The sequence below is a fragment of the Curtobacterium sp. 314Chir4.1 genome (assembly GCF_900215175.1).
GTDB classification, from domain to species: domain Bacteria; phylum Actinomycetota; class Actinomycetes; order Actinomycetales; family Microbacteriaceae; genus Curtobacterium; species Curtobacterium pusillum_A.
In genome coordinates this window covers 311,459-331,637 of sequence record NZ_OCMI01000001.1, presented here as the reverse complement: position 1 = coordinate 331,637, position 20,179 = coordinate 311,459, and the positions used below count along the sequence as shown (strand labels likewise).

17 protein-coding genes are annotated in these 20,179 nt (G+C 71.5%); all 17 read right to left on the bottom strand.

Features of this window, described 5'->3' with window-relative positions:
• Positions 1-164: 164 nt before the first annotated feature.
• Positions 165-1,610 carry a pyruvate kinase gene (gene pyk / locus CRP27_RS01480; RefSeq protein ID WP_097179010.1) on the bottom strand — a complete coding sequence of 482 codons (1,446 nt, stop codon included), beginning with the start codon at positions 1,608-1,610 and terminating at the stop codon, positions 165-167.
• Positions 1,611-1,756: 146 nt separating this feature from the next.
• On the bottom strand, positions 1,757-3,214 hold the full coding sequence (locus CRP27_RS01475) for a glutamate synthase subunit beta (RefSeq protein ID WP_079236142.1): 1,458 nt from the start codon (positions 3,212-3,214) through the stop codon (positions 1,757-1,759).
• A complete protein-coding gene (gltB, locus tag CRP27_RS01470) occupies positions 3,207-7,724 on the bottom strand; it encodes a glutamate synthase large subunit (RefSeq protein ID WP_097179589.1) in 4,518 nt (1,505 codons plus the stop codon). The genes CRP27_RS01475 and gltB overlap by 8 nt, the downstream gene beginning before the upstream one ends.
• A gap of 284 nt (positions 7,725-8,008) precedes the next feature.
• On the bottom strand, positions 8,009-9,007 hold the full coding sequence (lgt, locus tag CRP27_RS01465; RefSeq protein WP_097179009.1) for a prolipoprotein diacylglyceryl transferase: 999 nt from the start codon (positions 9,005-9,007) through the stop codon (positions 8,009-8,011).
• A 125-nt stretch (positions 9,008-9,132) separates the two neighbouring features.
• A complete protein-coding gene (gene trpA, locus CRP27_RS01460; protein WP_217990689.1) occupies positions 9,133-9,897 on the bottom strand; it encodes a tryptophan synthase subunit alpha in 765 nt (254 codons plus the stop codon).
• Between the two features lie 41 nt (positions 9,898-9,938).
• Positions 9,939-11,153: a tryptophan synthase subunit beta gene (gene trpB / locus CRP27_RS01455; protein WP_079236146.1), complete on the bottom strand. Its 1,215-nt coding sequence runs from the start codon at positions 11,151-11,153 to the stop codon at positions 9,939-9,941.
• Between the two features lie 75 nt (positions 11,154-11,228).
• Positions 11,229-12,014 carry an indole-3-glycerol phosphate synthase TrpC gene (trpC, locus tag CRP27_RS01450; RefSeq protein ID WP_097179588.1) on the bottom strand — a complete coding sequence of 262 codons (786 nt, stop codon included), beginning with the start codon at positions 12,012-12,014 and terminating at the stop codon, positions 11,229-11,231.
• A 16-nt stretch (positions 12,015-12,030) separates the two neighbouring features.
• Positions 12,031-12,270 (bottom strand): DUF6704 family protein, encoded by a 240-nt coding sequence (locus CRP27_RS18080; RefSeq protein ID WP_097179007.1) that lies wholly within the window; start codon positions 12,268-12,270, stop codon positions 12,031-12,033.
• Entirely contained in the window at positions 12,267-12,983 is a 717-nt protein-coding gene (locus CRP27_RS01440) for a Trp biosynthesis-associated membrane protein (protein WP_097179006.1), read from the bottom strand. The genes CRP27_RS18080 and CRP27_RS01440 overlap by 4 nt, the downstream gene beginning before the upstream one ends.
• Positions 12,980-14,524: an anthranilate synthase component I gene (locus CRP27_RS01435; protein WP_097179005.1), complete on the bottom strand. Its 1,545-nt coding sequence runs from the start codon at positions 14,522-14,524 to the stop codon at positions 12,980-12,982. The genes CRP27_RS01440 and CRP27_RS01435 overlap by 4 nt, the downstream gene beginning before the upstream one ends.
• Positions 14,521-14,919, bottom strand: coding sequence for a phosphoribosyl-AMP cyclohydrolase (gene hisI / locus CRP27_RS01430; protein WP_097179004.1), 399 nt, complete (start codon positions 14,917-14,919; stop codon positions 14,521-14,523). Before hisI ends, CRP27_RS01435 begins: the two co-directional genes overlap by 4 nt.
• A 7-nt stretch (positions 14,920-14,926) precedes the next feature.
• Positions 14,927-15,691 (bottom strand): imidazole glycerol phosphate synthase subunit HisF, encoded by a 765-nt coding sequence (gene hisF, locus CRP27_RS01425; protein WP_097179003.1) that lies wholly within the window; start codon positions 15,689-15,691, stop codon positions 14,927-14,929.
• Positions 15,688-16,527 (bottom strand): ATP phosphoribosyltransferase, encoded by an 840-nt coding sequence (gene hisG / locus CRP27_RS01420; RefSeq protein ID WP_079236152.1) that lies wholly within the window; start codon positions 16,525-16,527, stop codon positions 15,688-15,690. Before hisG ends, hisF begins: the two co-directional genes overlap by 4 nt.
• Positions 16,528-16,590: 63 nt before the next feature.
• Positions 16,591-16,854 (bottom strand): phosphoribosyl-ATP diphosphatase, encoded by a 264-nt coding sequence (locus CRP27_RS01415; protein WP_079238914.1) that lies wholly within the window; start codon positions 16,852-16,854, stop codon positions 16,591-16,593.
• A gap of 56 nt (positions 16,855-16,910) precedes the next feature.
• Positions 16,911-17,570 (bottom strand): ribulose-phosphate 3-epimerase, encoded by a 660-nt coding sequence (gene rpe, locus CRP27_RS01410; protein ID WP_097179002.1) that lies wholly within the window; start codon positions 17,568-17,570, stop codon positions 16,911-16,913.
• 88 nt (positions 17,571-17,658) lie between these two features.
• The gene (locus CRP27_RS01405; RefSeq protein ID WP_097179001.1) at positions 17,659-19,200 is read right to left on the bottom strand and encodes an RsmB/NOP family class I SAM-dependent RNA methyltransferase; all 1,542 of its coding nucleotides are present in this window, start codon (positions 19,198-19,200) and stop codon (positions 17,659-17,661) included.
• A complete protein-coding gene (gene fmt, locus CRP27_RS01400; RefSeq protein ID WP_097179000.1) occupies positions 19,197-20,132 on the bottom strand; it encodes a methionyl-tRNA formyltransferase in 936 nt (311 codons plus the stop codon). Before fmt ends, CRP27_RS01405 begins: the two co-directional genes overlap by 4 nt.
• Positions 20,133-20,179: the final 47 nt, after the last annotated feature.

The following is a 20,179-nucleotide window of genomic DNA, read 5'->3' as shown; positions in this document are numbered from 1 at the left end:
TGCCGCCTCCGGCCGACGTCGGGCCGGGTCCACGGCGTTCTGTGGACGCACCACGTCGGGTCGCGACGTGTGGAGGGAGAACGCGACGGGGCGCGGACCGGCGGCCGACGACGCTGCTGCGCCGTGCCTCCAGTCCGCGCCCCGTCGGACGTCGGACGCCGGGATCAGTCCCGCACGTAGGCCGGTGCGGCCTCGGCGTGCGCGTCACCGACGCGGTGCACGCGGAGGTCGTTCGTCGACCCCTCGATGCCGGGAGGGGACCCCGCCGTCACGATCACGCGGTCGCCGGGGGCGGCCAGGCCGTTCTCGAGCAGGACGTCGTCCACCTGCGAGAACAGCTCGTCGGTGTGCGTCTTGCGCTCCACGAGGAACGAGCGGACGCCCCAGGTGAGCGCCATGCGACGCCGCGTCGCCTCGTTCGGGGTGAACGCGATGATCGGCAGGCCGTGGCGCAGGCGGGACATGCGTCGGGCCGAGTCGCCGGACTCGGTGAAGACGCAGAGGTACGACGCCTCGGTGAACTCGGCGATCTCGACGGCGGCGAGGGTGATCGCACCGCCGAGCGTGCGCGGCTTCGTGCCGAGGGGCGCGATGCGCTCGAGGCCGTGGTCCTCGGTCGACTCGACGATGCGCGCCATCGTGCGGACCGTCTCCACCGGGTACTCACCGACGCTGGTCTCGCCGGAGAGCATGACCGCGTCGGCACCGTCGAGAACGGCGTTCGCGACGTCGGAGGTCTCGGCGCGGGTCGGGATCGGCGACGAGATCATCGACTCGAGCATCTGCGTCGCGACGATGACCGGCTTCGCCATGCGGCGGGCGAGCTCGACGGCGCGCTTCTGCACGATCGGGACCGCCTCGAGCGGGAGCTCGACACCGAGGTCACCGCGGGCGACCATGATGCTGTCGAACGCGTCGATGATCTCCTCGAGCGCGTCGACGGCCTGGGGCTTCTCGATCTTCGCGATGACGGGGAGGCGCTTGCCCTCCTCGTCCATGATCTCGTGGGCACGCTCGACGTCGGCGGCGTTGCGCACGAACGACAGCGCGATGAGGTCGGCGCCCTGACGGATGCCCCAGCGGAGGTCCGCCTCGTCCTTCTCGCTCAGCGCGGGGACGTTCACGGCGACGCCGGGCAGGTTGATGCCCTTGTTGTTCGACACGGTGCCGCCGACGACGACCTCGGTGCGGACGCGCACGCCGTCGGTGTCCAGCACGCGGAGGCGGACACGGCCGTCGTCGATGAGCAGCGGGTCGCCGGGCTTCACGTCCTGCGGGAGGCCCTTGAACGTCGTCCCGCAGATCTCCTTCGAGCCGGGGACGTCCTCGGTCGTGATCGTGAACACGTCGCCGACCGCGAGGTCGTGGGGGCCGTCGGCGAACTTCGCCAGGCGGATCTTCGGACCCTGCAGGTCGACGAGGATCGCGACGGGCTTGCCGAGTTCCTCGGCGGCGCGACGGACGTTCACGTAGTTGGCCTCGTGGACGCTGTAGTCACCGTGGCTGAGGTTGAGGCGGGCGACGTCGACGCCCGCTTCGATGATCTCCTTGACGGTCTCGTACTCCGACGTTGCCGGTCCGAGCGTCGAAACGATCTTTGCGCGTCTCAATGGATTCCTTCGTGGTGGTGGATGGTGCTTGGGTTTCCGCGCTGTGGGGCCGCGCGGAACGAAGCGAGGCCACCAGCACCCTATCGAGTGCTGGTGGCCTGGCGCTCACTGGTCGGTCGGGGTTCCCGATGCGTTCACGTCGGACCTCAGACCGTGATCGCGCGGTCGGTGGCCTTCACCGGTGCCGGCAGGATCGTCGAACCCTCGAGGTACTCGTCGACCTTGGCGGCGGCGGCACGGCCCTCGGCGATCGCCCACACGATGAGCGACTGCCCACGGCCCGCGTCGCCGGCGATGAACACGCCCGGCTCGTTGGTCGAGTAGTCCGCCTGTCGGGAGACCGCACCGGACACCGTCGTCGGCAGGCCGAGCTGCGGCTCGAGCGTGTCCGTCTCCGGACCGGTGAAGCCCATGGCGATGAGGACGAGGTCCGCGGGGATCTCGCGCTCGGTGCCGGCCTTCGGGACGCGGCGGCCGTCGAGGTACTCGGTCTCGGCGACGCGCAGGGCACGGACCTCGCCGGCCTCGTTCGCCAGGAACTCGACGGTGGACGCCAGGTAGTGCCGCTCGCCGCCTTCCTCGTGGGCACTCGTGACCTCGAAGACGGTCGGGAACATCGGCCACGGCTGGTCGGACGGACGCTCCAGCGGCGGCTGCTTGCCGATCGCCAGGTTCGTCACGCTCAGCGCACCCTGCCGGTGGGCCGTGCCGATGCAGTCCGCACCGGTGTCGCCGCCGCCGATGACGACGACGTGCTTGCCCTCAGCCGTGATCTGGTTGTCGACCGTGGTGCCCGCGTTCGCCTTGTTCTGCTGGACGAGGTAGTCCATCGCGAAGTGCACGCCGTCGTGGTCGCGGCCCGGGATGGGCAGGTCGCGCGGCACCGTGGCGCCGGTCGCGACGACGACCGCGTCGTAGCGGGACTTCAGGTCGTCCCAGGTGATGTCCCGACCGATCTCGACACCGGCACGGAACCTGGTGCCCTCTGCCTGCATCTGGGCGAGGCGCGCGTCGATCTGGCGCTTCTCCATCTTGAAGTCCGGGATGCCGTAGCGGAGCAGACCACCGATGCGGTCGTCGCGCTCGTAGACGGCGACCGTGTGACCGGCGCGGGTGAGCTGCTGCGCGGCGGCGAGCCCGGCGGGGCCGGACCCCACGACGGCGACGGTCTTGCCGGTGAGTCGCTCCGGCGGGTGCGGCGTGACCCACCCGTTCTGGAAGGCCTCGTCGATGATCGAGACCTCGACCTGCTTGATGGTCACGGGCGGCTGGTTGATGCCCAGCACGCATGAGGCCTCGCACGGCGCCGGGCAGAGCCGACCGGTGAACTCCGGGAAGTTGTTCGTGGCGTGGAGGCGCTCGATCGCCTGGCGGCCCTCGCCGCGCCACGTGAGGTCGTTCCACTCCGGGATGAGGTTGCCGAGCGGGCAGCCCTGGTGGCAGAACGGCACGCCGCAGTCCATGCAGCGGCCGGCCTGGCGCTTGAGCGCGCCGGACTCCTGCTGCTCGTAGACCTCTTTCCAGTCCATGAGCCGCACGGGTACGGGTCGACGGGCCGGGAGCTCGCGCTCCTGGACCTTCAGGAATCCCTTGGGGTCAGCCACCGGTCACCTCCAGAATTCTGTTCCAGACGACGTCGCCGTCCGGGTCGAGGCCTTCTTCCACGGCCTGCTGTCGTGTCTCGAGCACCGCCGCGTAGTCACGCGGCAGCACCTTGACGAAGTCGCTCAGGTCACCGGACTCGAGCAGTTCGGCCGCGAGCGTCGACCCGGTCTCCGCCGCGTGGCGGGCGAGCAGGTCGTTCACGATCTCGACGTCGGCGCTGTCGAGCGACTCGAGCCGCAGTTCGCCGGACGCGAGCGAGTCGGTGTTCACGTGCTCCTCCCGGAGACCGCGCACGTACGCCGTGCCGCCGGACATGCCCGCACCGAGGTTCCGCCCCGTCTCGCCGAGGATGAGCGCGAGGCCGCCGGTCATGTACTCGAGCGCGTGGTCGCCCACGCCCTCCACCACCGCGGTCGCGCCGGAGTTGCGCACCAGGAACCGTTCGCCCACGATGCCGCGGATGAACATGCTGCCCTGGGTCGCGCCGTAGCCGATGACGTTGCCGGCGATCACGTTCTCGGCCGGGTCGAATCCAGAGCCGGCGTCCGGACGGACGATGACCTCGCCGCCGGACAGGCCCTTGCCGACGTAGTCGTTGCTGTCGCCGATGAGCCGCAGCGTGATGCCCGCCGGCAGGAACGCGCCGAGCGACTGCCCGGCCGAACCGCGCAGCGTGACGTCGATCGATCCGGACGGCAGGCCGTTCTCACCGTGGCGGAGGGTGACCTCGTGCCCGAGCATCGTGCCGACCGCCCGCTCGGTGTTCCGGATCGGGAGGTCGAGCGCGATCGTGCCGCCGTGCTCCAGGACGTCGGAGGTCTGCTGGATGAGCTGCACGTCGAAGTGCTGCTCCAGCTCGTGGTCCTGGTCGCGCTGGTGGCGACGGGGCTCGTCGGCGTCGAAGCGCGGGCCCTTGAGGACCGGCTCGAGGTCGAGACCGGAGGCCTTCCAGTGCTCGACGGCGCGGTCGACGTCGAGCGTGTCGGCGTGACCGATCGCTTCCTCGAGGGACCGGAAGCCGAGCTCGGCGAGGAGCTCGCGCACCTCCTGCGCGATGAACTCGAAGAAGTTCACGACGAACTCGGGCTTGCCGCTGAACCGCTTGCGGAGCTCCGGGTTCTGCGTCGCGACGCCCACCGGGCAGGTGTCCAGGTGGCAGACGCGCATCAGGATGCAGCCCTCGACCACGAGCGGCGCGGTCGCGAAGCCGTACTCCTCGGCCCCGAGCAGCGCGGCGACGACGACGTCACGGCCGGTCTTCATCTGCCCGTCGACCTGCACGACCACACGGTCGCGCATGCCGTTGAGCATGAGGGTCTGCTGCGTCTCGGCGAGGCCGATCTCCCACGGTGTGCCCGCGTGCTTGAGCGAGTTCAGCGGGGAGGCACCGGTCCCACCGTCGTGCCCGGACACGAGCACGACGTCGGCGAGGGCCTTCGTCACCCCCGCGGCCACGGCCCCGATGCCCGACTGGCTCACGAGCTTCACGTGCACGCGAGCGGACGGGTTGGCCCGCTTCACGTCGAAGATGAGCTGCTTGAGGTCCTCGATGGAGTAGATGTCGTGGTGCGGTGGCGGCGAGATGAGACCGACGCCGGCGGTCGCGTGCCGCGTGCGCGCGACCCACGGGTACACCTTCGTCGGCGGCAGCTGCCCGCCCTCGCCCGGCTTCGCGCCCTGCGCCATCTTCAGCTGGATGTCGGTCGCGTGCGTCAGGTACATGCTCGTGACGCCGAAGCGCCCTGACGCGACCTGCTTGATCGCACTGCGGCGCTCGGGGTCGAGCAGGCGGTCGACGTCCTCGCCACCCTCGCCCGTGTTCGACCGGCCGCCGAGGCGGTTCATCGCGATCGCGAGCGTCTCGTGGGCTTCCTTCGAGATGGAGCCGTAGGACATCGCGCCGGTGTTGAACCGCTTGACGATCGACTCGATCGGCTCGACCTCGTCGAGTGCCACGGGCTTGCGGGCACCGTTCTTGAAGCGGAACAGGCCGCGGAGCGTCATGAGCTGCTCGGACTGGTCGTCGACCGCCTTCGAGTACTCGCGGAAGATGTCGTACCGGCGCGAGCGTGTGGCGTGCTGCAGCCGGAACACGGTGTCCGGGTTGAACAGGTGCGGCGGACCCTCGCGCCGCCACTGGTACTCGCCGCCGGTCTGCAGGCGCTCGTGCGAGAGCACCGCGCCGTCCTGCGGGTACGCCTGGGCGTGACGCTCGGCGTTCTCCTTCGCGATGACCTCGATGCCGACGCCGCCGAGGATCGACGACGTCCCGGTGAAGTACCGGTCGACGAACTCCTGGCTGAGCCCCACGGCCTCGAACGCCTGGGCGCCGGCGTAGCTCGACACCGTCGAGATGCCCATCTTCGACATGATCTTCAGCACGCCCTTGCCGAGCGCCTTGATCACGTTCTTGACGGCCTGCTCCGGGGTGACGCCGCTGATCATGCCCTGTCGGACGAGGATCTCGCAGGTCTCCATCGCGAGGTACGGGTTGATCGCCGAGGCGCCGTAGCCGATGAGGGTCGCGACGTGGTGGACCTCTCGGACGTCGCCGGCCTCGACGATCAGGCCGACCTTCATGCGCTGCTCGGTGCGGATCAGGTGGTGGTGCACCGCGGCCAGCAGCAGGAGGCTCGGCACCGGCGCCTGCTCGGCGTTGCCGTCGCGGTCGGACAGCACGATGAACTGCTTGCCAGACTCGATCGCGGCGTCGACCTCGTCGCACACGGCAGCGATGCGCTTCTGCATCGCCTTCTTGCCGGCGTCGACGCGGTACAGGCCCTTGATCGTCACGGTCAGGTGTCGGCCGGAATCGGTCTCGAAGTGCTGGATCTTCGCGAGCTCGTCGTTGTCGATGACCGGGAAGTCGAGCGTGATCTGCTTCGCGTGCTCGGGGCCTGCGGTGAGCAGGTTGCGCTCCGGACCGAGTCCCATGCCCATCGACGTGATCACCTGCTCGCGGATCGAGTCGAGCGGCGGGTTCGTCACCTGGGCGAACTGCTGCGTGAAGTAGTCGAACAGCAGGCGAGGACGCTGGGACAGGACGGCGATCGGCGTGTCCGACCCCATCGCGCCGAGGGGCTCCGCACCGGTCTGCGCCATGGGACGCAGCAGGATGCGGACCTCTTCCTCGGTGTAGCCGAAGGCGCGCTGCCGGCGGGTCACCGACGCCGGGGTGTGCACGATGTGCTCGCGGTCCGGCAGGTCGCCGAGGTTGATGCGGCCCTGCTCGAGCCAGGCACCCCAGGGGCCGGAGGTCGCCAGCTCGCGCTTGACCTCGTCGTCCTCGATGATGCGACCGGCCTCGGTGTCCACGAGGAACATGCGGCCGGGGCGCAGACGGCCCTTCCGCACGACCTTGCCCGCGGGCACGTCGATGACACCGGTCTCCGACCCCATCACGATGAGGCCGTCGTCGGTGACGAGGAACCGACCCGGGCGCAGGCCGTTACGGTCGAGGGTCGCGCCGACGACCGAGCCGTCGGTGAAGGTGATCGCCGCCGGTCCGTCCCACGGCTCCATGAGCATCGAGTGGTACTCGTAGAACGCCCGGAGCTCCGGGTCCATCCCGACCTGGTTCTCCCAGGCCTCCGGCACCATCATCGACACCGCGTGCGGCAGCGACCGGCCGGTCAGGGTGAGCAGCTCGAGGACCTCGTCGAACGAGGCCGAGTCGCTCGCACCGGGGCTGACGATCGGCAGCAGCGGGGCCATGTCGCCGAGGAGTTCGCTCTGCAGCTGCGACTGGCGCGCTCGCATCCAGTTGCGGTTGCCACGGACGGTGTTGATCTCACCGTTGTGCGCGAGCGTGCGGAACGGCTGGGCGAGCGGCCACGACGGGAACGTGTTCGTCGAGTAGCGCGAGTGCACGATCGCGAGCTTCGACGCGAAGCGCTCGTCGCTGAGGTCCGGGTAGAACGGCTCGAGCTGGAGCGTCGTGACCATGCCCTTGTAGACCATGGTCCGGCTCGACAGCGACATGAAGTACACCTCGGCGTCGTGCTCGGCACGCTTGCGGAGGCGGAAGGCCTGCCGGTCGAGGGCGATGCCGCTCCACGACTCGCCGTGCACGTCGTGCCGGATCGAGGCGACGAAGAGCTGCTCGAACGCGGGCATCGCCGCGCGGGCCAGGGTGCCGAGGACCTCCGGGCGGACCGGGACCTCGCGCCAGCCGAGGACCCGCAGGCCCTCTTCACGTGCGAGGCGCTCGACGGCACCCTTCACCGCGTGCCGGGCGTCCTCGTCGACGGGCAGGTACGCCGTACCGACCGCGTACTCCCCCGCCGCCGGCAGGTCGAACGGGACCTCGGCGCGGAAGAACTCGTCCGGAACCTGGCACAGGATGCCGGCGCCGTCGCCGGTGCCGGCGTCCGAGCCGACCGCACCGCGGTGCTCGAGGTTGCGCAGGGCACCGAGTGCGGCGTCGACGATGTCGTGACCGGCCGTGCCGCGGAGCGTCGCGACCATCGCGAGCCCGCACGCGTCCTTCTCGTTCGCCGGGTCGTACATGCCGGCGGCGTCGGGAACCGCCGAGAACCGGCGGTGCGGTGGCAGGAGGCCTGCGGCCTGGGGTGGCTGGAGCGCCATGGGGAACCGTCCTCACGAGGAAGTGGAACAGGGACAGCGGTGGCCCGGTGGTGCGTTCCGCCCGAAGGGGCGGGACTGGTGCCCGTGCCCACCGTCAGCGAGTTGCCCTGACGGCGAGCGAGGTGTCGGACCCGGTTGTGGTGGGTCCTGGAGGTGCTGCTGGCACTCGTGCCCGATCGGGATCGGTCACGCAGGAGGGGTGCTTCCTAGGCGCGGCCAGCGGTGCTCGTGGTGACCGGATCGGAGTCGGCGACGGCCGCCGGAGCGTCGTCGTCGGTCTCCGACCAGGTGTCGTCCGAGTCTACCCCGGACTTCGAGCGGGGCTCGCGACCGGGCAGGTACGGGCTCGGCTCCTTGCCGAGGTGCCGCTTCGACTGGACGAGGAAGATGATGATGCCGAGCAGGATCGCCGCGAAGGACATCCACACGTTCGTCCGGATGCCGAAGAACGTCTCGCTCGTGTCGACGCGGATGGACTCGAGGACCGAGCGACCGACGCCGTACCAGATCAGGTAGAGCGACAGCACCTTGCCCCACTGCAGGCGGAACTTCTTGTCGAGGAGCAGGATCACGACGACGCCGACGACGTTCCAGATGATCTCGTAGAGGAACGTCGGGTGGAACAGCGTGCCCTCGGGCAGCCCCTTCGGGAACGCCGGGTTCGAGGACTCGATCTGCAGACCCCACGGCAGGCTCGTCGGCATGCCGAACAGCTCGTGGTTGAAGTAGTTGCCGAGGCGACCGAACGCCTGGGCGAGCAGCACACCCGGCACCACGGCGTCGATGAACGCCGTGAAGCGCAGGCCGACCTGGCGGCAGCCGATGTAGGCGCCGACCGAACCGAGGATGAGCGCGCCGAAGATCGCGAGGCCGCCCTCCCAGATGTAGAGGAAGGACAGCGGGTCACGGCCCGGTCCGAAGTAGTCGCTGACGTGCGTGAAGACGTGGAACAGGCGACCGCCGATGATGCCGGCCGGGACCGCCCAGATCGCGATGTCGATGATGATCCAGCGCTCGACACCGCGCGCGTTCAGGCGGCGGTTGGCGAGCACGACCGCCGCGACGATCCCGAGCAGGATGCAGATCGCGTAGGCGTGGATGCGGAAGTCGAGGGGCAGCGACCAGCCGAACACGTCGCGCAGCCAGGCCGTGAGGTCGAAGTACTGCCAGGCCGTGCTCGGGCTCGGGATGCTCAGGAGGGGCATGGAGGTGCTGTCGCCTTTCGGTACTGGCTGGGCGCGGTGCCGACGTGTCGTCGGCCCCGCTCACTGTAGCGCGGGACGTGCGTGCTTCAGGAACGCGGACGGCGCTCCTGTGGGAACTGTGACCGTCAGCGGCGCTGCGCGCCGGTGGTGAGGTCCGCTGCCCGGTCGGCCACGCCCTGGACGCCGAGGTCGGCCAGCGCCCGCACGAAGGCGGACCCGACGATCGCGCCGTCCGCGTACTCGAGGACCTCGCCCACCTGCTCGGCGGTCGAGATCCCGAGACCGACGCACGTGCGTGCGACCCCGGCGTCACGGAGCCGCGACACGACGGTGCGAGCCGCGACGTCGACGCCCTCACGAGCACCGGTCACGCCCATCGTCGAGACGGCGTAGACGAACCCGCGGCTCGACTCCACCGCCTGCTGCATGCGTGCGTCCGACGAGGAGGGGGCCGCGAGGAACACCCGGTCCAGGCCGGTGCGCTCGGACTCGCGGATCCACTCGGCACCCTCGTCGGGGATGAGGTCCGGCGTGATGAGCCCGGCGGCACCCGCGGCGACGAGGTCGTCGGCGAACCGCTCGACCCCGTAGCGGAGCACCGGGTTCCAGTACGTCATCACGAGCACGGGCACGTCCGCCCGCTCGGTGATCTGGTGCACGGCGTCGAACACCTGCGCGACGCGGAAGCCGTTCGCCAGGCTCTCCTCTGCGGCGCGCTGGATGACCGGGCCGTCCATCACCGGATCCGAGTACGGCAGGCCGAGCTCGATGACGTCCACGCCGTTCTCGGCGAGGGCCACCGCTGCGTCGACGCTCGTCTGCACGTCGGGGTACCCGGCGGGCAGGTAGCCGATGACGGCACCCGCGCGCTCGGCGTTGGCGGTGTCGATCGTCGTCGCGACCGTGCGGCCGGCGTTCGTCTGGGCGTTGGTCACAGCTGCACCGCGTTCTCGTCGAGGATGCCGAAGTAGCGACTGGCGGACGCGACGTCCTTGTCGCCGCGGCCGGAGAGGTTCACCAGGATGACGCCCTCGGGGCCGAGTTCCTTGCCGAGCTTGATCGCTCCGGCGAGGGCGTGCGACGACTCGATCGCCGGCAGGATGCCCTCGGTGCGGCTCAGCAGGCGGAACGCCTCCATCGCCTCGTCGTCGGTGATGGGCTCGTACTTCGCGCGGCCGATCGACGCCAGGTAGGCGTGCTCCGGTCCGACGCTCGGGTAGTCGAGCCCGGCGGAGATGCTGTGGCTCTCGATCGTCTGGCCGTCCTCGTCCTGCATGAGGTAGGACTTCGTGCCCTGGAGCACGCCCTCGCGGCCGAGCGTGATGCTCGCGGCGTGACGGCCGGTCTCGACGCCGTCCCCGCCGGCTTCGTAGCCGTGCAGCGCGACGGACTCGTCGTCGAGGAACGCCTCGAAGATGCCCATCGCGTTCGACCCGCCACCGACGCACGCGGCGACGGCGTCGGGCAGCCGACCGACCTTGTCGAGGACCTGCTGGCGGGCTTCCTCGCCGATCACCTTGTGGAACTCGCGGACCATCTCGGGGAACGGGTGCGGGCCCGCGACGGTGCCGAGCAGGTAGTGCGTGGAGTCGACGTTGGCGACCCAGTCGCGCAGGGCGTCGTTGATGGCGTCCTTCAGCGTGCGCGAACCGGTCTCGACCGGGATCACCTCGGCGCCGAGCAGTCGCATCCTGGCGACGTTCAGCGCCTGACGCTCGGTGTCGACCGCGCCCATGTAGACGACGCAGTCCATGCCGAACAGCGCCGCCGCGGTCGCCGTCGCGACACCGTGCTGTCCGGCACCGGTCTCGGCGATCAGGCGGGTCTTGCCGAGCCGCTTCGCGACGAGGGCCTGCCCGAGCACGTTGTTGATCTTGTGCGAGCCGGTGTGGTTGAGGTCCTCGCGCTTGAGGATGATCCGGGCGCCGCCGGCGTGCTTGGCGAACCGGGGCACCTCGGTGATGATCGACGGCCGGCCGGTGTAGTCGCGCTGGAGGTCGTCCAGCTCCTGCCGGAACGCCGGGTCCGCCCAGGCCTCGCGGAACGCCGCCTCGAGCTCGTCGAGCGCCAGGACGAGCGACTCGGGGACGAACCGCCCGCCGAAGTCGCCGAAGTACGGGCCGTGCAGGTCACGGAGTGAGGTCACGATGGGTCTCCCGGAACACGCCCGCCGGAGCGGGCTGGGACGTGCCCGGCGAACCGGGCGGGATGGGCGCCGTCGTCAGCCGCGGTCGGCGGCTGCGATGAACGACGCGAGTGTGGCGGCGGGGTCGTCGCCCGTCACGAGCGCCTCCCCCACCAGGACGACGTCGGCACCCGCGGAGCGGTAGTGCGAGACGTCGGCAGGACCGGCGACAGCGGACTCGGCGACGCGGACGACCCCGTCGGGGATCCGGTCGGCGAGCGATCCGAACAGGTCGCGGTCGAGCGAGAAGTCCGTCAGGTCGCGGGCGTTCACGCCGAGGATCCGTGCGCCGGCGTCGAGGCCACGCGAGACCTCGTCGCCGGAGTGGGCCTCGACCAGGACGCGCATGCCGAGCTCCTCGGCCAGGGTGTGGAGCTCGACCAGCTGCTGCTGCTCGAGCGCCGCCACGATGAGGAGCACGACGTCGGCGCCGGCCGCGCGTGCCTCGATCACCTGGTACGGGTCGGCGATGAAGTCCTTGCGCAGGACGGGCACGCCGACGCGGGCCTTGACGGCTTCGAGGTCGGCGAGGCTGCCGAGGAACTTCCGCCCCTCGGTGAGCACGCTGATCGTCGACGCCCCGCCGCGCTCGTAGTCTGCGGCGAGGGACGCCGGGTCCTCGATCGGAGCCATCGACCCGCGGGACGGGCTGGCGCGCTTGACCTCGGCGAGGATCTTCACCCGGTCGCCCGGAGCCAGGAACTCGAGGGCGTCGAGCGGGGACGCGACACGGTCCAGGTCGCGTTCGACGTCCGAGTAGGGACGGTCGACGCGACGGGCCGCGGCGTCCTCGAGCGCGCCCGCGACGAGGGTCTCGAGCACGTTCGGCATGCCGGACCTACTCGGAGTGGTGCTTGGGGACGAACTTCGGGCCGTTCACGCCGTAGCCCGCCTTCGCCATCACGGCGCCGACGATGAGCCCGACGAGCACGACGGCCGCGGAGGCCCAGACGCCCGCGGCGATGTCGAACCAGAAGAACAGCGTGCCTGCCGCGAATCCGATCAGCATGATCACGACGGCGGTCCAGGCGGCCGGCGAGTGGCCTTCGCCGAGTTCTGCGGGCTCAGTGTTGCTCACGGTGCTCCTCGTTCTGCTCCGGCGCCGTCGTTCGACTGGCGCCCCTTCGATCCTACCGGGTCGTCCCCGGGTGCACCGGCACCCGTGTCGGCCGCGGTGTCGTCCGCAGCGGTCGGGTCGACCCCGGCGCTGAGGTCGTCCCAGTCGACGACGGCGTCCCGCTCGACGGGTGCCGCGGCGCGTGCCTGGGCGGCGGCACCGGCGGTCGCCGCACCGTACTTGCGACTCGGGCCCGGCCACGAACGCTGCACGAACAGCACGACCACGCCGAGCAGCACGGCGAGCACGCCCCCGGCGATCCCGACGACGGGCCAGGCGGTGACGTCCACGGTCGACACGACGCGCCGCACCGCGGTCAGGTCACTGACGCCGGCGACCTCGCCGACGGCCCCCTTGGCCGCGGCGACCGGGTCGGCGAGGGCGGTGATGCCGGACGCGACCACACCGAGTCCCAGCAGGACCTCGACGCACGCGAGCACGATCCGCACGACCCGCCCCGCGATGGTCATCGCCAGGAAGAGCGCCAGGCTCGCGATCGCCAGCGCGGTGTACGACGGGACGGCAGCCGCGCCGTCGGCGTCCACCGTCGAGGTGACCGCGGCACCGGCGTGCAGGTGCACCGTGAACCACGTCTGCGTCCACGACAGCATGATGATGCCCGCGACGGCCAGTCCGGCGACGACGACGAGCGGACGGGAGCGGCGGGCCGTCACGCCCGCACCTCGCGCATCCGGTTCGCCGTCGCGACGGCACGCAGGGGCGCCGCGGCCTTGTTGATCGCCTCGACGTGCTCGGTCTCGGGGTCGGAGTCCGCCACGAGGCCCGCGCCGGCCTGCACGCGCGCGACCCCGTCCTTGATGAGGGCCGTGCGGATCGCGATCGCGAGGTCGGCGTCGCCGGCGAAGTCGAAGTAGCCGACGACCCCGGCGTACGCACCGCGCTTGGCCGGCTCGAGCTCGTCGATGATCTCCAGGGCACGCGGCTTCGGCGCCCCGGAGAGGGTGCCCGCGGGGAACGTCGCGCGGAACACGTCGATCGCCGAGGCACCAGGACGCACCGCGCCCTCGACGCTCGACACGAGGTGCATGATGTGACTGAACCGCTCGACCGTCATGAACTCGGTGACCGCCACGGTGCCCGGCTCGCAGACCTTCTGCAGGTCGTTGCGGGAGAGGTCGACGAGCATGAGGTGCTCGGCGCGCTCCTTCGGGTCCTCGAGCAGGTCCTCTCCCAGGCGGACGTCCTCCTCCGGGGTCGCACCACGTGGACGCGAACCGGCGATCGGGTGCGTGATCGCGCGCCCGGCCTGCACCTTCACGAGGGCCTCCGGCGAGGCGCCGACGATCCAGAACGGGTCACCGGCGGTGTCGGCCAGCGACAGGAAGTACATGTACGGACTCGGGTTCAGGGTGCGGAGCACGCGGTAGACGTCGAGCGGGTCGGCCGTCACCTCGTGGTCGAACCGCTGCGAGATGACGACCTGGAACACGTCGCCGTCGCGGATGAACTCCTTCGAGCGTTCGACCGCGGCCTGGTACTCCGCCGGGGTCGACCGGTGCGTCGGGTCCGGCTCGGCGATGTCGAACGCCTCGGCCACGGTCGCGATGCTCGGCGTGACGAGGTCGGCCTGCATGCGGTCGAGCCGGGTCTGCGCGTCCGACCAGAGCGTCTCGGCGTCGTCGGTGCCGTCGTTCAGCACGCTCGCGACGAGCAGGACGAGTCCGGTGCGGTGGTCGAGCGCGGCGAGCTCCGACACGAACGAGAGCGCCTGGCCGGGAACGTCGAAGTCGGCCGGGGGCACGTTCGGCAGGTGCTCGAGCTGACGGACTGCCTCCCACCCGATGAACCCGACGGTGCCGCCGACGAGCGGCGGGGTGCCGGGGATGCGCGGGGTTGCCCAGCGCTCGTGCAGCCGTGCGAGGACCTCGAGCGGTTCGCCGTCGAGCGAGTCGACGGCGCGCGACGCCGGGATCCCGGTGTCGATCCACGCGGCGCGGTCGCCGTCCTGCGTCAGCACGCCGAAGCTGCGGACGCCGACGAACGACCACCGCGACCACAGACCGCCCTGCCCGGCCGACTCGAGCAGGAACGTGCCGGGTCGGCCGTCCGCGAGCTTGCGGTAGACACCGACGGGCGTCTCGCTGTCGGCGTAGAGCGCGCGCACGACAGGGACGACGCGGTGGTCGCCCAACAGGGCGTCGAACTCCGGTCTGGAGGTGGTGTGCGGCTTGTCGGAGAGCGTCGCCGTGGTCATCGGGTCGCCTCCACTGCCCCGCTCGCCGGAGCGGATGCCGTCACGGGGTCGAGGGGGTCGACGTCGAAGCAGCGGTGGGCACCCGTGTGGCACGCGGCACCGACCTGCTCGACGGTCACGAGGAGCGTGTCCGCGTCGCAGTCGAAGGCCGCGCCGCGCACGTACTGGGCGTGGCCCGACGTGTCGCCCTTGCGCCAGTACTCGTTCCGGGAGCGGGACCAGAAGGTCACGCGTCCCTCGGTGAGGGTGCGGCGAAGGGCTTCCCGGTCCATGTAGCCGAGCATGAGGACGTCCTTCGACGATTCCTCCTGCACGACGGCGGGGAGCAGCCCGTCCGCACCGAACCGCGCGCGGTCGAGGACCGCGTCCGTGCTGGTGCTGGTGCTGTCGGTCATGAGACTCCTAGCGTACGGCGTGACCGGACGCTCGCAGCGCGTCCTTGACGTCCCCCACCGTCATCTCGCCACGGTGGAAGACGGACGCGGCGAGGAGGGCATCCGCACCGGCGTCGACGGCGGGGGCGAAGTGCTCGAGCCGACCCGCGCCTCCAGACGCGATGACCGGAACCGAGGACACCGCACGGACCGCGGCCACGAGCTCGAGGTCGAACCCGTTCTTCGTGCCGTCGGCGTCGATGGAGTTGACGAGGAGCTCCCCCGCTCCGCGCTCCACGACCTCGCGTGCCCAGGCGATCGCGTCGAGGTCGGACTCGGTCCGCCCGCCGTGCGTCGTGACGACGAAGCCGGACGGCATCCGGTCGGACCGCTTGACGTCCAGCGACAGCACGACGGCCTGTGCGCCGAACCGGTCCGCGATCTCGCCGACGAGGTCCGGGCGGGCGATCGCGGCGCTGTTCACGCCGATCTTGTCCGCGCCGCACTGCTGGAGCCGCGAGACGTCGTCGACGCTGCGGACCCCGCCGCCGACCGTCAGCGGGATGAAGACCTGCTCGGCCGTGCGCGTCACGGTGTCGTACATCGTCGCGCGGTTCTCCACCGTCGCGCCGACGTCGAGGAACGTCAGCTCGTCCGCTCCCTGCTCGTAGTAGCGGGCCGCGAGCTCGACCGGGTCACCGGCGTCCTGCAGGTCGAGGAAGTTCACGCCCTTGACGACGCGACCGCCCTGGACGTCCAGGCACGGGATGACCCGGACGGAGACCCCGCTCACAGCCGTGCGGCGTGGATCGGGCTGACGAGGATGGCGCGGGCGCCGAGGTCGTACAGCGCGTCCATGATGAGGTTCGCGTCCTCGCGCGGGATCATCACGCGCACCGCGGACCAGTCACGACCGTGCAGGGGCGACACCGTCGGGGACTCGATGCCCGAGGCCACCGCCGTTGCCTGCTCGAGCAGCGCCGTCGGGATGTCGTAGTCGAGCATCACGTAGCCGCGGGCGACGAGCACGCCCTGCAGCCGGCGACGGAGCACGTCGATGCCCGGGATCGACTCGTCGGTCGAGACGAGCAGCGCGGTCGACTCGAGGATGACCGGGCCGAAGATCTCCAGGCCGGCCTGCCGCAGCGTGCTGCCGGTCGAGACGACGTCGGCGACGGCGTCCGCGACACCGAGGCGCACGGCGCTCTCGACCGCGCCGTCGAGCTTCACGAGTGTCGCGGTGACGCCGTGCTTCGCCAGGAAGTCCCCGACCAGTCCGGGGTAGCTCGTCGCCACCCGCACGCCGTCGAGGTCCTGCAGGGTGCTGAACCGACCGGGCGTCCCGGCGAACCGGAACGTCGAGTCGGCGAAGCCGAGCGCGTCGACCTCGTGCGCCGCCGACCCGGAGTCGAGCAGCAGGTCGCGCCCGGTGATGCCGACGTCGAGGGCACCCGAGCCGACGTACGTGGCGATGTCACGCGGCCGGAGGAAGAAGAACTCCACCCCGTTGCGCTCGTCGAGGAGGTGGAGCGCCTTCGGGTCGCGGCGACCGGCGTACCCGGCCTCCCGCAGCATCTCGGAAGCGGTCTCGGACAGGGAGCCCTTGTTGGGCACGGCGATGCGGAGCATCAGGTGGTCTGCTTTCTGTGGGAGTGGTCCGGGACGGTCTGGGCCGGCGCGGGACGCGCCTTCCTACAGATGTCGCCAGACGTCCGCCGGGGTGAGGCCCTTCGCGATCATGAGCACCTGCAGGTGGTACACGAGCTGCGAGATCTCCTCGGAGGTGCGCTCGTCACCCTCGTACTCGGCCGCCATCCAGACCTCGGCTGCCTCTTCCACGATCTTCTTGCCGATCTGGTGCACGCCGGCGTCCAGTTCGGCGACGGTGCCGGAGCCCTCGGGGCGCGTGCGCGCCTTCTCGGTGAGCTCCTGGAACAGGTCGTCGAACGTCTTCACGCGGACCAGGCTACCGTCCTCGGACGCGGAGGCAGCCGTACCGTCCGGACGGGTGCTCACGCTCGGGCCCGGGCTGCCGCTTCGCGGAGGTCCGCGATCCGTTCAGCGGGCTCGCCGCCGTACACCGCGGAGCCCGCGACGAGGGTGTCCGCGCCGGCCGCGACGGCCTCGGGCACCGTGTCGACCGCGATCCCGCCGTCGACCTCGAGCCAGACGTCCAGGCCGGAGGCGTCCACCGCGGCACGTGCGTCGGCGAGCTTCGGCATCACGGACGGCATGAACGACTGCCCGCCGAAGCCCGGTTCGACCGTCATGAGCAGGATCATGTCGTAGGCGTCGAGGTGGTGCAGGACCTGGGTGATCGGCGTGCCCGGCTTCACCGCGACGGCGGCACGGGCCCCGTTCGAGCGGATCGCCGCAGCGGTCGCCACCGGGTCGTTCGCCGCCTCGAAGTGGAACGTGACGCTCGACGCCCCGGTCTCGGCGTACTTCGGCGCGTTCGCGTCGGCGTCGGTGACCATGAGGTGGACGTCGAGCGGGACCGGGGAGACCTCCTGCAGGCGCTGCACGATCGGCAGGCCCAGCGTGAGGTTCGGGACGAAGTGGTTGTCCATCACGTCGACGTGCACCAGGTCGGCGGTCTCGATGCGGTGGAGCTCGCGCTCGAGGTTCGCGAAGTCGGCGGACAGGATGCTCGGCGAGATGCGGATCGTCACCCGACAACCCTACCGGCGGCCGGGCTCCGCTACCGGCGGCCGGGCTCCGCGAGACTCGGCATCGCGGCACGCCGCGTGACGCAACGCCTCAGGCGGTGCGTCGGAACAGGGCGATGAACATCGCGTCCGTGCCGATGCGGTGCGGCCAGAGCTGCGCCGTGGTGCCGTCCGCGACCTTCGGGTCCCGAACGGCGACGGACCGCACGACCGACGCGGTGTCGAGCTGCTCGAGCACGCCCCCGTGCCGCGCCATCAGCGCGTCGACCTGCCCGCGCGTCTCCGCCAGGTGCGGCGAGCACGTCACGTAGGCCAGGGTCCCGCCCGGTGCGAGCACCCGTACCGCGGCGTCGAGCAGTTCGGCCTGCAGGGCGGCGAGCTCCGGGACGTCCTCCGGCTGCTTCCGCCAGCGGGCCTCGGGGCGACGACGGAGCGCACCGAGGCCGGTGCACGGCGCGTCGAGCAGGATCCGGTCGAACGTCACGCCGGCCCCGTCGCGCCCGAAGCGTCGACCGTCGCCCTCGACCACGGTCACGCCGTCGCCGAACCCCGCGAGGGCCTTGCGCACCAGTCCGGCCCGCGCCGGCACGAGTTCGTTCGCCACGAGGACGGCCCCGCCCTGCGCCGCCTCGGCCGCGAGCAGCGCGGCCTTGCCGCCGGGTCCGGCGCACAGGTCGAGCCAGCGCTCCCCCGGCCTGACCGCGGAGGACCGGCTCAGTGCGAGGGCCGCCAGCTGCGAGCCCTCGTCCTGCACGCGGAGCCGCCCGGCGCTGACGCCGGGCACGCGGGCCGGGTCGCCGCTGATCCCGCGGATGCCGACGGGCGAGACCGGCAGGTCCGCCTCGGGATCGGTGGGTCGGCCGGGAGGCGCGACCTCCGTGTCGTCGTCGGCTGCGGTTCCGTGGGCGGCCGGTGCCGGCTGGTCGGTGGGAGCGTCGACGGCATCGGTCACGTCGTCGACGGCCGCGGCGTGGGCCGTGGCGGCGGCGACGTCCTCGGCGGTGGCGAGGCCGGGCAGCGCCGCGAGCTGCACACGGGGTGCGACGTTGTCGGCGGCCAGGAGCGCGGCGAGCTCGTCCCGCGAGCGTTCGGCGGCCAGGGCGTCCCGGAGCGCGGAGACGACCCACACCGGGTGCGACCAGCGGGCCGCGAGGAGGGCGTCGCCACCCCGCCCCTCGGTGATGAGCGCGTCCCACTCGTCGTCGGTCCGGGCCCCGACCTTGCGCAGCACGGCGTTGACGAAGCCGGTGGCGCGGTGGGCGCCGACCTCTCGGGCGAGTTCGACCGTGGCCGAGACCGCGGCGTGCGTCGGGGTGCGCATGCCGAGCAGCTGGTGGGCGCCGAGCCGCATGACGTCGAGCACGTCGGACTCGATGTTGTCGATCCGGCGTCCCGAGGCGAGGGCGACGATCGCGTCGTACCGGCCGAGCATCCGGATGGAGCCGTACGTCAGCTCGGTGGCGAACGCGGCGTCACGCGCGGAGAGGCCGGCCCGACGGATGCGCGTCGGCAGGAGCAGGTTCGCGTAGGCGTCGTCGACCTGCACGGCGCGGAGCACGTCGAACGCGACCCGCCGAGCGCTGGTCTGCCGGGGCCCGTGCTTGCGGCGCTGCCCCGTGGTCGTGCCGCTCATGCGAGGACCTTCCCGTCGAGCTCGCCCAGGCCGCGGGCCCAGGCGGCGGCGTCCATCGCCTTCTTGCCGGCGGGCTGCACCTCGGTGAGCACCAGCGGGTCGTCGGCGGTCCCGACGACCAGCCGGCCGCCCTGGACGGCCAGTGCGCCGGGGGCGAGGGACGGGGCGGGGTCTGCCGCGCCTCCAGGCAGTCGATGGCTGCGGAGCAGCTTCACGCGGGTGTCGCCGAGGTGAGCGTACGCACCGGGCTCGGGCGTGACCCCTCGGAGGCGGGCGTGGACCGCGGCGGCGGGCGCGGCGAAGTCGATGCGGCCGTCGTCGATGGTGAGCTTCGGGGCGAGGGTGGGCTCGCCGGTCTGCTCGGTGGCGACGGCGGTGCCGGCGGCGATGTCGTCGACGACCCGCGCGACGGTCGACGCGCCGGACTCGGCCATGGCGGCGAGGACCTCGCCGGAGGTGGCCTCCGGGTCGATGTCGAACGGGTCGCTCGCGTACACGGGACCGGCGTCGAGCGCCTCGACGAGCTGGAAGACCGTCGCGGCGGTCCGGGTGTCGCCGGCCATCACCGCGCGCTGCACGGGGGCGGCGCCGCGGTACTGCGGGAGGTCCGAGAAGTGCAGGTTGACCCAGCCGTGGCGCGGCGCGTCGAGCGCCGGGCGACGGAGCAGTGCGCCGTACGCGACGATGACCCCGAGGTCGACGCCGAGGCCGGCGATGCGGGCGGTGACCTCGTCGTCGACGCGGGAGGCCTCGATCACCGGGAGGCCGAGCTCCTCGGCGACCAGGGCGACGGGGGTCGGGGTGAGGACGCGCTTCCGGCCCTGCGGGGTCGCCGGACGGGTGAGGACCGCGGCGATCTCGTGCTCGGACGCCGCGAGGCGGCGGAGGGTGGGGACGGCCGCAGCGGGGCTGCCGGCGACGACGAGACGCATGGGTTCGATCCTCCCATGTCCCGCACGCGCTGCGCGTCCGCCCACGG